The sequence below is a fragment of the Pseudomonas sp. I8001 genome (genome assembly GCF_013385345.1).
In the GTDB taxonomy this organism is placed as follows: domain Bacteria; phylum Pseudomonadota; class Gammaproteobacteria; order Pseudomonadales; family Pseudomonadaceae; genus Aquipseudomonas.
The window spans coordinates 746237-761279 of sequence record NZ_JACAQC010000007.1 but is presented as its reverse complement, the minus strand read 5'-3'; the positions used below and the strand labels follow the sequence as shown (position 1 = coordinate 761279).

The 15043-nt window shown below is 60.9% G+C and carries 14 protein-coding genes; 9 read left to right on the top strand and 5 right to left on the bottom strand.

Annotated features, from left to right (window positions below):
- Positions 1–191 precede the first annotated feature (191 nt).
- The 9 genes from HX839_RS08065 (at position 192) to HX839_RS08025 (ending at position 10361) form a co-directional block, all read left to right on the top strand.
- Positions 192–1499 carry a CitMHS family transporter gene (locus HX839_RS08065; protein ID WP_003214766.1) on the top strand — a complete coding sequence of 436 codons (1308 nt, stop codon included), beginning with the start codon at positions 192–194 and terminating at the stop codon, positions 1497–1499.
- 65 nt (positions 1500–1564) lie between these two features.
- Positions 1565–2332: a TerC family protein gene (locus HX839_RS08060; protein ID WP_003214768.1), complete on the top strand. Its 768-nt coding sequence runs from the start codon at positions 1565–1567 to the stop codon at positions 2330–2332.
- Between the two features lie 214 nt (positions 2333–2546).
- A complete protein-coding gene (locus tag HX839_RS08055; protein WP_003214770.1) occupies positions 2547–4205 on the top strand; it encodes a Na/Pi cotransporter family protein in 1659 nt (552 codons plus the stop codon).
- 58 nt (positions 4206–4263) lie between these two features.
- The gene (locus HX839_RS08050) at positions 4264–5646 is read left to right on the top strand and encodes a pitrilysin family protein (protein ID WP_177066933.1); all 1383 of its coding nucleotides are present in this window, start codon (positions 4264–4266) and stop codon (positions 5644–5646) included.
- 71 nt (positions 5647–5717) lie between these two features.
- Positions 5718–6761 carry a DUF5924 family protein gene (locus HX839_RS08045; protein ID WP_003214774.1) on the top strand — a complete coding sequence of 348 codons (1044 nt, stop codon included), beginning with the start codon at positions 5718–5720 and terminating at the stop codon, positions 6759–6761.
- Between the two features lie 55 nt (positions 6762–6816).
- Entirely contained in the window at positions 6817–7965 is a 1149-nt protein-coding gene (locus HX839_RS08040; RefSeq protein ID WP_032899919.1) for an ABC transporter permease, read from the top strand.
- Positions 7962–8765 (top strand): ABC transporter ATP-binding protein, encoded by an 804-nt coding sequence (locus HX839_RS08035; RefSeq protein ID WP_003214778.1) that lies wholly within the window; start codon positions 7962–7964, stop codon positions 8763–8765. The genes HX839_RS08040 and HX839_RS08035 overlap by 4 nt, the downstream gene beginning before the upstream one ends.
- 1 nt (position 8766) lies before the next feature.
- Complete coding sequence (locus HX839_RS08030) at positions 8767–9705, top strand: MlaD family protein (protein ID WP_177066932.1); 939 nt, start codon at positions 8767–8769, stop codon at positions 9703–9705.
- Positions 9702–10361, top strand: coding sequence for an ABC-type transport auxiliary lipoprotein family protein (locus tag HX839_RS08025; protein WP_177020364.1), 660 nt, complete (start codon positions 9702–9704; stop codon positions 10359–10361). Before HX839_RS08030 ends, HX839_RS08025 begins: the two co-directional genes overlap by 4 nt.
- 86 nt (positions 10362–10447) lie before the next feature.
- On the opposite strand, the gene HX839_RS08020 is transcribed toward HX839_RS08025, so the two are convergent.
- The 5 genes from HX839_RS08020 to HX839_RS08000 all read right to left on the bottom strand — a co-directional run bounded on the left by HX839_RS08020 (position 10448) and on the right by HX839_RS08000 (position 14834).
- On the bottom strand, positions 10448–11677 hold the full coding sequence (locus HX839_RS08020; protein ID WP_003214785.1) for a nucleoside recognition domain-containing protein: 1230 nt from the start codon (positions 11675–11677) through the stop codon (positions 10448–10450).
- Positions 11678–11776: 99 nt separating this feature from the next.
- Positions 11777–13108 (bottom strand): glutamate/aspartate:proton symporter GltP, encoded by a 1332-nt coding sequence (gltP, locus tag HX839_RS08015; RefSeq protein WP_017477988.1) that lies wholly within the window; start codon positions 13106–13108, stop codon positions 11777–11779.
- Between the two features lie 729 nt (positions 13109–13837).
- The gene (locus HX839_RS08010; protein ID WP_102604421.1) at positions 13838–14305 is read right to left on the bottom strand and encodes an inhibitor of vertebrate lysozyme family protein; all 468 of its coding nucleotides are present in this window, start codon (positions 14303–14305) and stop codon (positions 13838–13840) included.
- A gap of 2 nt (positions 14306–14307) precedes the next feature.
- Complete coding sequence (locus tag HX839_RS08005; protein ID WP_003170804.1) at positions 14308–14472, bottom strand: DUF1328 domain-containing protein; 165 nt, start codon at positions 14470–14472, stop codon at positions 14308–14310.
- A 77-nt stretch (positions 14473–14549) separates the two neighbouring features.
- Positions 14550–14834: a hypothetical protein gene (locus HX839_RS08000; RefSeq protein ID WP_087694545.1), complete on the bottom strand. Its 285-nt coding sequence runs from the start codon at positions 14832–14834 to the stop codon at positions 14550–14552.
- Positions 14835–15043: the final 209 nt, after the last annotated feature.

Below are 15043 nucleotides of genomic sequence, written 5' to 3'. Positions count from 1 at the left end.
AAGCTTCCGGGACTAGGATCGCCCACCACTACCGGCAACAGACCGGTTGTTAACAACAACAATGGTGATTCCCGATGTCCGCCCGTACCCGCCTGTTTGCCCCGACTCCACCCGTACGCCTCGTGCCTTTCGTTCTGCGCTGACCCAACCGGTTCGCCATTCCCTAGCCGCGCTACGCCTGGAGTATTCCTATGCTGACTTTCCTTGGCTTTGCCATGGTCATCACGTTCATGTTCCTGATCATGACCAAGCGCCTGTCTGCGCTGATCGCCCTGATCATCGTACCGATCCTGTTCGCGCTGTTCGGCGGCTTTGCCCCGCAGATCGGCCCGATGATGCTCGCGGGCATCACCAAGCTTGCGCCGACCGGCGTAATGCTGATGTTTGCCATCCTCTATTTCGCCTTGATGATCGACTCCGGCCTGTTCGACCCGGCCGTGCGCAAGATCCTCAAGCTGGTCAAGGGCGACCCGCTGAAGGTCTCGGTCGGCACCGCCGTGCTGGCCCTGGTGGTATCACTGGACGGAGACGGCGCCACCACCTACATGATCTGCGTGGCCGCCATGCTGCCGCTGTACCAGCGCATCGGCATGAGCCCGCGGATCATGGCCGGCCTGATCATCCTCGCCGGTGGGGTGATGAACATGACCCCATGGGGTGGCCCGACCGCCCGCGCCGCCAGTGCATTGCACGTGGACCCATCGGATATTTTCGTACCGATGATTCCAGCCATGGCCGCCGGCGTCGTCGCCATCCTGGTGATTGCCTATATGTACGGCAAGCGCGAACGGGCACGCCTGGGCGAGTTGCACCTGCAAGGCGATGAAATCGACCACAGCGAAATCAGCGTCTCGCAATACCCGGACGCCCGCCGTCCGAAACTGATCTGGTTCAACGGCGCACTGACCTTCGCCCTGATGTGCACCTTGATCGCCGGCCTGTTGCCACTGCCAGTACTGTTCATGGTGGCCTTCAGTATCGCGATGATCGTCAACTACCCATGCCTGCAGATGCAGAAAGACCGGATCGCCGCCCATGCCGGCAGCGTCCTGGCGGTCACCGGCCTGATCTTCGCCGCCGGTATCTTCACCGGCATCCTGTCCGGTACCGGCATGGTCGATGCCATGTCCAAGAGCCTGCTGGCCGTCATCCCTGACGCGCTGGGGCCTTATCTGGCCGTGATCACCGCGCTGGTGAGCATGCCGTTTACCTTCTTCATGTCCAACGATGCCTTCTACTACGGCGTTCTGCCGGTACTGGCCGAAGCCGCCAGCCACTACGGCATCACTGCCGTGGAAATGGCCCGCGCCTCAATCGTTGGCCAGCCTGTGCACTTGTTGAGCCCACTGGTTCCATCGACCTACTTGCTGGTAGCCCTGGCGGGTATCGAATTTGGCGATCACCAGCGCTTCACCCTCAAGTGGGCGGTGCTGGTGTGCCTGTGCATAATGGTCGCCGCTTTGCTGATGGGGATTTTTCCGCTGTTCAGCACTCTATAATCGTACAACTTACTGCGCCGGCTCTTAAGGCTGGCGCGGTCTAACACTCGCTCAAAGGAATACACATGGAATGGCTGACCAATCCGGAAATCTGGATTGCCTTCTTCACCCTGACGGCCCTCGAGATCGTCCTGGGCATCGATAACATCATCATGATTTCGATCCTGGTCAGCCGCATGCCCAAGCACATGCAGGCGCGTACCCGGATCTTCGGCCTGGCGCTGGCGATGGTCACGCGGATCCTGTTGCTGCTGTCGATCACTTGGGTCATGCGCCTCACCGACGATCTGTTCGTGGTGTTCGGCCAAGGCATTTCCGGCCGCGACCTGATCCTGTTCTTCGGTGGCCTGTTCCTGCTGTGGAAAAGCTCCCAGGAGATGTACCACGCCCTGGAAGGTGAAGACGAAACCCACGACGAGCCGAAGGGCGCCGGTGGCAAGTTCATCTACACCATCATCCAGATCGCGATCATCGACATCGTGTTCTCCCTGGACTCGGTGATTACCGCCGTTGGTATGGTTTCCCACGTACCGGTGATGGTGGCCGCGATCATCGTCGCCGTACTCGTGATGATGCTGGCCGCCGGCACCATCAGCGATTTCATCGACAAACACCCGTCGCTGAAGATGCTGGCGCTGTCGTTCCTGCTGGTGGTAGGTACCGTGCTGATCGCCGAAGCCTTCGACGTTCACGTGCCAAAAGGCTACGTTTACTTCGCCATGGCGTTCTCCCTGGCGGTTGAAGCGGTGAACATCAAGATGCGTACCGCCATCGCGAAAAAGAAGAAACAGCAGGACCCTGTGAAACTGCGCAAGGACATTCCGGGTCAATAACCTGGACCCGCTGCTGAAAAAGGGGCTTTAGAGCCCCTTTTTTTCATCTGCAAAAAGCTGATTTCATGACAGTTTTGTTTCAATCCCGACTTTAGCTATGCGATGCTGGCGCCGAGCCCATTCGCCAACTACAGCTTAAGTACAAGACGTAGAACGGCACGCGGCACTATTCACTTGCTCCGATTGGAGCACGACTCAACACAGGGGGCCCAGCATGCTGACCCTGCTCAATCTGCTTTCCGCGGTAACCCTGCTGATCTGGGGCACGCACATCGTCCGTACCGGCATCCTGCGGGTCTACGGCTCCAACTTGCGCCAGGTCATCGGGCAGAACATGTCCAAGCGCTGGCTGGCGTTTATCGCCGGCATCCTGGTGACGGCCATGGTGCAAAGCAGCAACGCCACGGCGATGCTGGTGACTTCGTTTGTCGGCCAGGGCCTGATGGGCCTGATGCCCGCCCTGGCGACCATGCTCGGTGCCGATGTCGGTACCGCGCTGATGGCCCGGGTGCTGACCTTTGACCTGTCGTGGCTGTCGCCGCTGTTGATTTTCCTCGGGGTGATTTTCTTCCTGTCGCGCAAACAGACACGCGCCGGGCAGATGGGCCGTGTCGGGATCGGCCTCGGGCTGATCATCCTTGCGCTGCAACTGATCGTCGAAGCCGCGGGCCCGATCACCCACGCGCAGGGCGTCAAAGTCCTGTTCGCCTCGCTGACCGGCGACATCTTGCTCGATGCCCTGGTCGGCGCACTGTTCGCGATGATTTCCTACTCCAGCCTGGCCGCCGTCCTGCTGACCGCGACCCTGGCCGGTGCCGGCGTGATCGGCCTGCACGTGGCCATCGGCCTGGTGATCGGCGCCAACATCGGCAGCGGTGTGCTGGCCTTCCTCAGTACCAGCATGCAGAACGCCGCCGGTCGCCAGGTGGCCCTGGGCAGCCTGCTGTACAAGCTGATCGGCTTGCTGCTGATCATCCCGGTGCTCGACCCGCTGGTCGGTTGGATGGACAACCTGGACTACAGCGCCCAAGGCATGGTGATCACCTTTCACCTGCTCTATAACGTTATCCGTTGCCTGATCCTGCTGCCGACCATTGGCCCAATGTCCCGCTTGTGCGCCTGGTTACTGCCGGAACGCGAAGAGGTCAACGGCCTGGCCAAGCCGCGCCACCTGGACCTGGCAGCACTCGCCACCCCAAGCCTGGCACTGGCCAACGCCGCCCGCGAAACCCTGCGTCTGGGCGACCTGATCGACAACATGCTGACCTCGATGCTGGAGGTGCTGCGCGGCAAGCAAACCGCCATCACCCAGGAAATGCGCAGCCTGAGCGACGATGTCGAGGCGCTCTACAGCGCGATCAAGCTCTACCTCGCGCAAATGCCCCGGGAAGACCTCAGCGAACAGGACAGCCGACGCTGGGCCGAGATCATCGAACTGTCGATCAACCTGAAACTGGCCGGCGACCTGATCGAACGCATGCTGCGCAAGGTCCAGCAGCAAAAGACCTCCCAGCGCCGCTCATTCTCCGAAGTCGGCCTGGAAGAACTCGCGGGCCTGCAAACCCAACTGATCGCCAACCTGCGCCTGGGGCTCTCGGTGTTCCTCAGTGCCGACCCGGAAAGCGCCCGGCAACTGCTGCGGGAAAAGCGCCGCTTCCGCGCCCAGGAGCGTCGCCTGGCCCACGCCCACGTCAGCCGCTTGCAACGTAAAATCGTACAGAGCCTGGAGACCAGTTCCCTGCACCTGGAGCTGATTGCCGACATGAAGCGTCTCAACTCGCTGTTCTGCAGCAGCGCTTATGTGGTGCTGGAAACCACCGACACCGGCGCCCTCTCGGCGGACGATATTGCCGACATCACCCATTCGCCCTGAACGTACGACGGCGAGTGAAGTCAGTTAACAACGGACCTCACTCGCCAGGAAGCCTGTTATGCGTCGCCTGCTATTCGCCTGCCTGCTCATGGGTTCGGCACACACCTTTGCCTTTGACCGCCTGCAAGTCGAGGGCTACACCCTGCCCAACGGCCTGCAATTGCTGCTCAAGCCGGGCAACGAACGCGGCCATGTGGCAATTCGCCTGGTGGTGGGTGTGGGCCTGGATGACTTCAGTTGCGAAGACAAGGAACTGCCGCACCTGCTGGAGCATTTACTGTTCAGCGGGATCGACGGTGGCGGCGAAGGTGAACTGGAAGAACGCATGCAAGCCCTCGGCGGCGACTGGAACGCCTACACCAGCAATGCCGACACCACTTTCGTCATCGAGGCTCCGGCGCAGAACCAGCGCAAGGTGCTCGACCTGCTGCTGGCCATCATCACCCGCACCCAACTGACCGACGCCAACATCAATGCCGCCAAACAGGTGGTGGAGCGCGAAGACGGCGGCCATTACTCACACCTGCAACGGCTGCTGGACCGCCAGGACCTCGGCCACAAGGCCAGCAGTCAGCTTGCCGTCGAACTGGGGCTCAAATGCGCCGAGCGGGCCGAAGTCGAGCACCTGACCCGCGACCAGTTGGAAAAGCTGCGCAAGGCCTGGTACGCCCCCAACAACATGACCCTGATCATCGTCGGCGACCTCGACAAGCTGCTGCCGGCCTATCTCGAACGCACTTACGGCGCACTGGATCCGGTTGACCCCAGCGAACATCGCCCGTTGCCGGAGATTCAACACGCCGCCGCCGTCCGCCGCGACCTGATCCACGGCTGGGTCGGTGACAACGCCAAGCTGCACTGGTTATTCCCCGAGCCGGTGCTGGACGACCAGTACGATGAAACCTTCGACCTGCTCAAGGACTACCTGGATTGGGCGCTGTATCGTCAATTGCGCTTGCAGCACGGCTTGTCCTATGGCCCATGGAGCGAGCGCGAAGTGCTGGGCGGCGTCGGCTTCATGAGCCTCAACGCCGACCTTGAACGCGACAACCTGCCCGAAGCCGAGCACGTGCTGGAAACCCTCAGGGCCCAACTGCTCAAGGACGGCCTCGACCCGGCCACCTTCGCCCGCCTGCAACAAGCCGCCATTGCCCGCCAGGCGTGGGCCGTTCAAGGCAACAGCGCGTTGGCCGACTATTACTGGAGTGCCTCGGGCGACTACGCCAAAGGGCATTTCAGCGACCCGGCCAAGCGCATCAAGGCCGTCAGCCTGGAGCAAGCCAACCAGGCCATGCGCGAGTTGTTCAAGCAGAACGGCTACTGGCGCATCGAGAAACCGTTGTTCAGCTACGATAGCCTCAACTGGATCGCCGCAGGCGCACTGGGGCTGATTGCGATTGTGTTACTAGGCGTGTGGCGTTATCGCAAAGGGATTGCGTAATCGGGCCCCGAGAAAACGGCTAAAACGTTATTCTGTCTGGGATTTTTCCTACAAAGACTGTGAACTGCCGAATGCCTATCCTGACCCACACCATCCAGCGCATCCTCGAGCTGATGAAGCGCTACCCAGGGGTGATTGCACTCGGCGGTTTCATCTCGGGTGTGGGCAGCTTCATCCTGGTGGATCGCCAGCAAGGCATGGCCAGCTGGATCGCGATCATCATGCTGGTGAGCTGGTTATGGCTGATGCTCGAAAACAGCCTCACCCAGCTGTTCAGCAAAGTCTTCAAACGGGAAATCCCCGAACCGCTGCTGCGCTACGCCACGCAGATGATCCATCAGGAAAGCCTGTTTTTTGTCCTGCCGTTCTTTTTTGTCACCACCACCTGGAACAGCGGCCAGTCGATCTTTACCGGCCTGCTGGGCGCGGCGGCGTTGGTCTCCATCACCGACCCGCTGTACTACAAGTGGCTGGCACCCAAGCGCTCGCTGTTTCTCGCACTGCACACCCTGACCCTGTTCGCAGCCCTGCTGACCGCGCTGCCGATCATCCTGCACCTGACCACCGCCGAGAGTTACAAACTGGCCCTCGGCGTGGCGATGGCGCTCTCTATCCCGAGCCTGGCCGTGAGCCTGCCGCTGCGTAGCATCAAGGGCTGGGCGATGCTGTTGGGGGTTACCGCAGCGATTGGTTGCGCCGGCTGGTTCCTGCGCACTTGGGTGCCGCCCGCTACGCTGTGGATGACCGAAGTGGCCATCAGCACCCAATTGCAGGACCGCACGCCCGGCGATGACCTGAAAGAAGTCAGCGCCGCCCAACTGCGCAGCAGCGGGCTGTATGCCTACACCGCGATCAACGCGCCGCGCGGCCTGGATGAGCGGATCTACCATGTGTGGAAATTCAACGGCAAGGAAGTCGACCGCATCGCCCTGGACATCCATGGTGGGCGCAAGGAAGGCTATCGGGCCTGGACCCACAAGCAGAACTTCCCCCCCGACTCGGTAGGACGCTGGCAGGTACGGGTGCTGACCGAAGATGGCCAAGTGATCGGCGTGTTGCGCTTCAAGGTGACTGACCCCGGTCAGGGCGCTACAACGCCAGACGCGCCAAAGTAGGCAGGATCGTGCTATTACGTAGGAATTCTGGAATAGCCAAACAAGCTCGGAGCTTATGACCAGTAGCACAACGGCCGGTGCAGCCCATCTGGACACGTCCACCCAGCCTCCATTGCTGAGGATTACAGGGGATTGGACGCTTGCCCACTATGCCAACCTGAAGAAGCTGTCGGAAAAGCTCGACGGCCAGTACGACGCTGGCGCACGTATCGACCTTAACGGCCTCGGCGCCCTGGACACGGCCGGCGCCTCGCTGCTGGTGGAATTGCTCGGCCCCGAGCGCATCGAACAGTCCGCCGAACAGACCGACTGCAGCCTCTCGACCGCCGACCGCGCGTTACTGAAAACCGTCTACCGCTCTCTGAACGACTTCTGTGTGCCGGTCAAGGAACCCGAAGAAGCCGCCGGCATCATGTTGCTGGCGCGCATCGGCGGCGCGGTCTACACCGTCTGGCAAGACGGCATGAAACTGCTGGGCTTTATCGGCCTGATCCTCGAAACCTTCGCCCGTGGCGTATTCCGGCCCAAGCGCTGGCGCGTGACGCCAATGGTTGCGCATATCGAACAAACCGGCCTCGACGCGGCCCCCATCGTGGCCTTGCTGACCTTCCTGGTGGGCGCAGTGGTGGCGTTTCTCGGTGCCACGGTGCTGGCCAGTTTTGGCGCGAGTATCTTCACCGTGGACCTGGTGGCGTTCTCCTTCCTGCGGGAGTTCGGCGTGTTGCTCACCGCGATCCTGATGGCGGGCCGCACCGCCAGTGCCTTCACCGCACAGATCGGCTCGATGAAGGCCAACGAAGAGATCGATGCGATCCGCACCCTGGGCCTCGACCCGATGGAGTTGCTGGTGCTGCCCCGCGTACTGGCATTGCTGGTGGCGCTGCCGATGCTGACGTTCCTGGCAATGCTCTCGGGCATTATCGGCGGCGGTGTGGTGTGTGCCGTGGCCCTGGATATTTCGCCGGCAATGTTCCTGTCGCTGCTGCAATCGGACATTGGCGTGCAGCACTTCCTAGTCGGCATGGTCAAGGCGCCGATCTTCGCGTTCCTGATCGCGGCCATCGGCTGCCTCGAAGGTTTCAAGGTCAGCGGCAGCGCCGAGTCCGTCGGCGCCCACACCACCTCCAGTGTGGTGCAATCGATTTTCGTGGTGATCGTGCTGGATGCGGTCGCCGCACTGTTCTTCATGGAGATGGGCTGGTGAGTCGTTTACGCCGTGCGCCCACTGAGGCGGTGATCGAAGTCCGCGGGCTGTGCAACCGCTTTGGTTCGCAAAGCGTGCACGAGAACCTCGACCTGGACTTGTACAAGGGTGAAATCCTCGCCGTCGTCGGTGGCTCCGGCAGCGGCAAGTCGGTGCTGCTGCGCAGCATCATCGGTTTGCGCCAGCCCAGCGAAGGCCAGGTGCGGGTGTTCGGGCAGAACTTGCCGAGCCTGTCGGAACACGAGCGGTCGCTGGTGGAGCGGCGCTTCGGCGTGCTGTTCCAGAAGGGCGCGCTGTTTTCCTCGCTGACGGTCACCGAGAACGTTGCGTTGCCACTGATAGAGCATGCCGGCCTCAGCCGTCCCGATGCCGAGCACCTGGCGGCAGTGAAACTGGCGTTGGCCGGGCTGCCGCTGTCGGCCGCCGACAAATACCCCTCGTCACTCTCCGGCGGCATGATCAAGCGCGCGGCCCTGGCCCGTGCCCTGGCGCTGGACCCGGACATCCTGTTTCTCGATGAACCCACCGCCGGCCTCGACCCGATCGGCGCCGCCGCCTTCGATCAACTGATCCTGACCCTGCGCGATGCGCTGGGCTTGAGCGTGTTCCTGGTCACCCACGACCTCGACACGCTGTACACCATCACCGACCGCGTAGCGGTGCTGGCGCAGAAAAAGGTACTGGTGGCGGATGCCATCGATGTCGTCTCGGAAACCGACGACGCCTGGATTCACGAATACTTCCATGGCCCACGGGGCCGCGCGGCATTGGATGCCGCTCAACTGCTCAACGAGGTATGACATGGAAACCCGAGCCCATCATGTGATGATCGGTCTGTTCAGCGTGATCGTCGTGGTCGGCGCCATGCTGTTTGGCCTGTGGCTGGCCAAGTCCAGCGTCGACAGCGCATTCCAGGATTACGAAGTGGTGTTCAACGAGGCGGTCAGCGGACTGTCCCAAGGCAGTGCCGTGCAGTACAGCGGGATCAAGGTGGGCGACGTCACCAGCCTGCGCCTCGACCCGAAAGACCCGCGCCGGGTGCTGGCGCGCATCCGCCTGGCCGGGCAGACGCCGATCAAGGAAGACACCCAGGCCAAGCTGGCCCTGACCGGCATTACTGGCACCTCGATCATCCAGCTCAGCGGCGGTACGCCCCAAAGCCCTGAGCTCAAGGGCAAGGACGGCAACCTGCCGGAAATCATTGCGTCGCCATCGCCGATCGCGCGACTGCTGAACAACAGCAACGACCTGATGACCAGCATCAACTTGCTGCTGCACAACGCCAATCACATGTTCTCCCGGGAGAACGTCGACCGCCTCAGCAATACCCTGGACAACCTGCAACAGACCACCGGCGCGATTGCCGATCAGCGCGGCGACATCAAGGTGGTGATGCAGCAATTGATGCAGGTGAGCAAACAGGCCAGCGCCACCCTGGAGCAAACCACCGCGCTGATGCGCAACGCCAACGGTTTGCTCAACGACCAGGGTAAGCAGGTTTTCGGCAGTACTGAAAAGGCCATGCAGTCCCTTCAACAGAGCACGGCCACGATCGACACCTTGCTGACCAACAACAAGGATTCCCTGAACAGCGGCATGCAGGGTCTCAACGAACTGGCGCCAGCGGTGCGCGAGCTGCGGGAAACCCTGGGTTCGTTGCGCGCCATTTCCCGCCGCCTGGAAGCCAACCCCAGCGGTTACCTGCTGGGCAGCGACAAGAACAAGGAGTTCACGCCATGAAGCGTGCGTACCAAATGATCGCCCCCGTTGCGCTGGTATTGGTCAGTGCGTGTTCCATCCTGCCGAAGGCGGATCCCTCGGACGTGTACCGGTTGCCATCGGCGCAGGCCGCCACGCAGGCCAGCCCGGTGGCCTGGTCGCTGCGGGTGGCGAAGCCGCAGACCAGCGAATTCCTCGACAGCCCGCGGATTGCCGTGGTGCCTAACGGTGACTTGATCAGCAGCTATGCGAATTCCCGCTGGAGCGATCCAGCCCCCGTGCTGTTGCGTAACCGGTTGCTGGACGGGTTCCAGCGGGATGGGCGGGTGACGTTGCTCAGTACCGATGAGACCAATCTGCAGGCGGACTTTGAGTTGGGCGGGCAGTTGCAGGCGTTTCAGAGTGAGTATCGCGGCAGCGCAGTTGAAGTGGTGATACGGCTGGACGCACGGTTGGTGCGCGGCAGTGATCAACGGATTATTGCCAGCAAGCGGTTCGAGGTGAGGCAGCCGGTGGGGGATACCAAGGTGCCGGCGGTGGTAGCCGGGTTTGGTCAGGCTGGCGATGTACTGAACAGGCAGGTGGTGGATTGGGCCGTCGGCCTGGGAAACCGCGCTTTTGTGGCGAGGGAGCTTGCTCCCGTTGGGCTGCGCAGCAGCCCCAAAACCAGTCAATGAGCTTTGACTGACACACCTGCGATAACTGACTGGGGCCGCTTCGCGGCCCAACGGGAGCAAGCTCCCTCGCCACAGGGATTCAGGTCTTAGCCGAAGAACCAGTAGCACACCGCAATCGCCGCCACCACACCAGCAAACTCCGCCAACAACGCACACCCCACCGCATGCCGTGCCCGCTGGATTCCCACCGAGCCAAAGTACACCGCCAACACATAGAACGTGGTCTCGGTGCTGCCCTGAATCGTCGCCGCCACCAGCGCCGGGAAGCTGTCCACGCCCTGGGTCTGCATGGTCTCAATCAACATCGCCCGCGCCGCACTGCCGGAGAACGGCTTGACCATCGCGGTCGGCAGCGCATCGACAAAGCGCGTGTCCATGCCGGTCCAGGCCACCACGTGGCGAATGCCTTCCAGGCCGAAATCCAGCGCGCCGGACGCCCGCAACACGCCCACTGCACACAGCATCGCCACCAGGTACGGCAGCAGGTTCTTGGCAACGTCGAAGCCCTCTTTGGCACCTTCGACAAACGCCTCGTAGACCTTGACCTTGCGCAGCGCGCCGATCACCAGGAACAACATGATCAGCCCGAACAGCGTGAGGTTGCCGAGGATCGACGACAGCCCCGCCAGCGCAGTGGCTGAGAGCGTCGCCAGCAAGGCCATGAAGCCACCCAGTACCAGCGCACCCGGAATCAGATACGCCAGCACCACCGGGTCCCACAGCCGCAGGCGTTGCATCACCGCCACCGACAACAGGCCCACCAGGGTCGAGGCGCTGGTGGCCAGCAGGATCGGCAGGAACACCAGCGTCGGGTCCGCCGCACCTTGCTGGGCGCGGTACATGAAGATGGTGACCGGCAGCAGGGTCAGGGAAGACGCGTTGAGTACCAGGAACAGGATCTGCGCGTTGCTGGCGGTATTGGGGATAGGGTTGAGCTCTTGCAGCGCCTTCATGGCCTTGAGGCCGATGGGCGTAGCGGCGTTATCGAGGCCCAGGCCGTTGGCGGCGAAGTTGAGCGTGATCAAGCCGATGGCCGGGTGACCGGCAGGCACTTCCGGCATCAGGCGCCGGAACAGTGGCCCCAGGGCCTTGGCCAGCCAGTCGACGATCCCGGCTTTCTCGGCGATACGCAGGAAGCCCAGCCACAAGGTCAGGGTGCCGAACAGCAACACCATCACCTCGACCGACAGCTTGGCCATGGCGAAAATGCTTTCCACCATGGCCGCAAAGATCCCGGCATTCCCGCCGATCAGCCATTGCGCCAGCGCAGACACCATCGCCACGATAAAGAAGCCAAGCCACAGGCCATTGAGCATCAGTTGAATCCCCCGAAAGATGGGGCGAATGATAGCGGGGCTGGCAGAAACGACAAACCCCGGATTTTCCGGGGTTTGTGTAGGAGCCAGTCCTGGCGGTCAGCCGCGAGTGGTCTCGCCGGCCGGCAGCACTTGCTTGGTGCGCCAGTGCGGCAGGGAGTTCCAGTAGCGCTCGCCCTTGGCATCGTCGTACATGCCTTCCCAACGGGAGATGACCAGTACGGCCAGGGCGTTGCCGATCACGTTCAGTGCGGTACGGGCCATGTCCATGATGCGGTCGACACCGGCGATGAACGCCAGGCCTTCCAGCGGAATGCCCACGCTGCCCAGGGTCGCCAGCAGTACCACGAAGGACACGCCCGGCACGCCGGCGATGCCTTTGGAGGTGACCATCAGGGTCAGCACCAGCATCAGTTGCTGGCCAATCGACAGGTCGATGCCATACAGCTGGGCGATAAAGATCGCCGCGATGCTCTGGTACAGGGTCGAACCGTCGAGGTTGAACGAGTAGCCGGTCGGTACCACGAAGCTGCAGATCGCCTTCGGCGCGCCGTAGGCTTCCATCTTCTCGATCACACGCGGCAGCACGGTTTCAGAGCTGGCAGTGGAGTAGGCCAGCACCAGCTCATCCTTGAAGATGCGCATCAACTTGATCACCGAGAAGCCGAACAGGCGGGCGATCAGGCCGAGGACCACAAAGGCGAAGAACAGGATGGCGACGTAAACCAGAATCACCAGCTTGGCCAGCGGCAGCAGCGAGGCGAAGCCGAAGTTGGCGACGGTCACCGCGATCAGGGCAAATACACCGATCGGGGCGTATTTCATGATCATGTGGGTGACTTTGAACATGCTCTCGGACACGCCCTGGAACATGGTCACCAGGGGCTCGCGCAATTCAGGCTTGAGGCTCGACAAGCCGAGGCCGAACAACACCGAGAAGAAGATGATCGGCAGCATGTCGCCACGGGCCACGGCGGCGAAGATATTCGACGGGATCAGGTTGAGGATCGTCTCGATGAACGCGTGCTCGTGCTGGACCTCGGCGGCGGTGGCCGTGTATTTGGAAATGTCGACGGTACCCAGGGTACTCATGTCGATGCCGGTACCCGGATGGAACAGGTTGGCCAGCAACAGGCCGACCACAATGGCAATGGTGGTGACCACTTCGAAGTAAAGGATGGTTTTAACGCCGATCCGGCCGAGCTTTTTCGCATCGCCAACACCGGCGATTCCGACAATCAGCGACGAAATCACGATCGGGATAACGATCATCTTGATCAGGCGGATAAAGATATCGCCAGCGGGCTGCAACACGTTGCTGATCCACCAGGCCTTTTCAGCACTGAAATGGTTAAGCACCGCACCGATTGCAATCCCCAGCACCAGACCGATGAGGATCTGCCAGGCGAGGCTTAGCTTTGCCTTCTTCATGTCATTACCCTTACTTCAAGTGGACTCAGGCAGATGCGCCAGCAGCTGGAACGCTCGAGAGCGAAAAAGTGTGTGCATCTGCCCCCGTAGAAGGTCACCGCAGTTGGCCGATATGGCTCACTGGCAGGCGAAAAAAGGCGCAACTATTCCGATGCAAGGAGGCGACGTCTAATGCCGTAAACGCCTACCCTATGCCGAATCGGCATGAGTTTTTTTGAGTTTTTCTGTCTGAACGGTCAGTTCGAATACGACATTTCGGCAGGCATAAATGCCGCGAACCGGCCATTTCAGGCTCGCGCAGGGTTTTTTGAAAATCTACGGTCGCAGTTGAAAACCCCTGAAAATTCCTACGCATACCATCGAAAAACTCGTCTGGCAGGAGACAAACTTTCTCGATAGATGGTCACGCGGAAACACCAAGAAATGGTTGGGCGGACGCAAAAAGGAGAATTGCCGCTATGGGCGGCATGACAGAAGCGGGCATAGGAGCCGCAAGCCCGTCGCAAGTTCCACAAACCATCGGCTTGGGAACTTGCGTCGCAGCTTTTCACCTGACCCGGCCCTTGCGCAGGCACTCCCTGTCCCCGTAGGTCACGCCGATCCAAACGATCAGAGCAACCCGGCCCCTTGGTCATGCACCACCCTTGTCGGGCGATGCAAACAGAAAGAAGCACGGCGCTTCTTTCTATGGACGTTAAGCCGGTAGACGACAGCGTCGTCAGACCGAACCTAGTACCAATTCGGATCTTTCTTGAGCTGTTCCATCAGCAGCTTTTGCATGCCTTCGTCCGGCTTGCCAAGAAAACGGTAGTCGGCGTGCCGCGTTGGCGATTTGTCCGCGGGCAAGCCCGCCGGGACTTCTACCAACATCGCGTAAGCATCTTCCTTGTCGAAGCTGAAAGCGACGATCAGGCGCTTGTTCAGGCATGTGTCTGCGGTTTCACAGAGCGGCCCGACCAAGTACTTGTCACCATCCTCTTCAACGGCATTCATCTGTTCAGCGCTACCCGAAAGGTTCATCACCCATTCAGGCAGGCGCTCTTCCTTCTTGACCACGCTCTGCCAGGTCTCGCGGTACTGCGGGTCCGCACTCAGCAGTTCGTTGGCTCGGGACTGGCCATCATTGGCAGCCAGCACCAAGCCGCTGCCGCCCAACAACAGGGCGGCAGCCAGGACTTTAAGGGACGAGTTGAACATGCTTAGCCTCGACCACGACGGCCAAAGAAGAAGGAAGCGATGAACATCACCAGGAAGACCACAAACAGAATCTTGGCGATACCCGTAGCGGTGCCCGCGATACCACCGAAGCCCAGGACTGCAGCCACAATGGCGATGATCAGAAATGTGATTGCCCAACTCAACATGGTGATTCTCCTTACGCTTCTTTTAGGGGTAACAGCGGTAGAGCCTGCGGTCGCTCGATTCGAGGACCGTGTATTGCCTAGAACACCCAGCGTTCCTGCGATGGCAGGTCGCCGAGGGTGGAGTCCTGTTCAACCGCCGCCAATTGCGGGGTTGTCACATCGGCGGCAGTGCTGCCGACGGAGCGGAAATGGGTCTGGGTCATCATCGGACGTTCAAACTGCACGACTTGCTGCTGACTCTGCTGCCAATGCGCCAATTGCTGACCGCCAATCAAGGTCACCATCAGGGCCAGGCTGGCAAACAGCCCCTGTTGCAGGCGCAGTGGCGATACACGCAGTTGGGTCAGGCTTTGGCGAGTCATGCTGTATCTCTCCCGCATTCTGATTATTCGTAGATGAAACTCGTATGAGGTGTATTGCAGCCTGCGTGCCAGTTTTTTAACAAAATAAAACCCAATAAAATCAACAAGTTAAAAACAAAAGCGCTTTGACACCACGAGCATCCTGCACGATGCCCCTATCCTTGCCGTGCGAAATGCACGATGGTCACTGGTCGGATCAAGGGATAGGA

What these genes read in the sequence shown, in the direction of transcription:
- HX839_RS08065 (WP_003214766.1), top strand. Translation starts at nt 192, where the DNA reads ATGCTGACTTTCCTTGGCTTTGCCATGGTCATCACGTTCATGTTCCTG.
- HX839_RS08060 (WP_003214768.1), top strand. Translation starts at nt 1,565, where the DNA reads ATGGAATGGCTGACCAATCCGGAAATCTGGATTGCCTTCTTCACCCTG.
- HX839_RS08055 (WP_003214770.1), top strand. Translation starts at nt 2,547, where the DNA reads ATGCTGACCCTGCTCAATCTGCTTTCCGCGGTAACCCTGCTGATCTGG.
- HX839_RS08050 (WP_177066933.1), top strand. Translation starts at nt 4,264, where the DNA reads ATGCGTCGCCTGCTATTCGCCTGCCTGCTCATGGGTTCGGCACACACC.
- HX839_RS08045 (WP_003214774.1), top strand. Translation starts at nt 5,718, where the DNA reads ATGCCTATCCTGACCCACACCATCCAGCGCATCCTCGAGCTGATGAAG.
- HX839_RS08040 (WP_032899919.1), top strand. Translation starts at nt 6,817, where the DNA reads ATGACCAGTAGCACAACGGCCGGTGCAGCCCATCTGGACACGTCCACC.
- HX839_RS08030 (WP_177066932.1), top strand. Translation starts at nt 8,767, where the DNA reads ATGGAAACCCGAGCCCATCATGTGATGATCGGTCTGTTCAGCGTGATC.
- HX839_RS08025 (WP_177020364.1), top strand. Translation starts at nt 9,702, where the DNA reads ATGAAGCGTGCGTACCAAATGATCGCCCCCGTTGCGCTGGTATTGGTC.
- HX839_RS08020 (WP_003214785.1), bottom strand. Translation starts at nt 11,677, where the DNA reads ATGCTCAATGGCCTGTGGCTTGGCTTCTTTATCGTGGCGATGGTGTCT.
- gltP (WP_017477988.1), bottom strand. Translation starts at nt 13,108, where the DNA reads ATGAAGAAGGCAAAGCTAAGCCTCGCCTGGCAGATCCTCATCGGTCTG.
- HX839_RS08010 (WP_102604421.1), bottom strand. Translation starts at nt 14,305, where the DNA reads ATGTTCAACTCGTCCCTTAAAGTCCTGGCTGCCGCCCTGTTGTTGGGC.
- HX839_RS08005 (WP_003170804.1), bottom strand. Translation starts at nt 14,472, where the DNA reads ATGTTGAGTTGGGCAATCACATTTCTGATCATCGCCATTGTGGCTGCA.
- HX839_RS08000 (WP_087694545.1), bottom strand. Translation starts at nt 14,834, where the DNA reads ATGACTCGCCAAAGCCTGACCCAACTGCGTGTATCGCCACTGCGCCTG.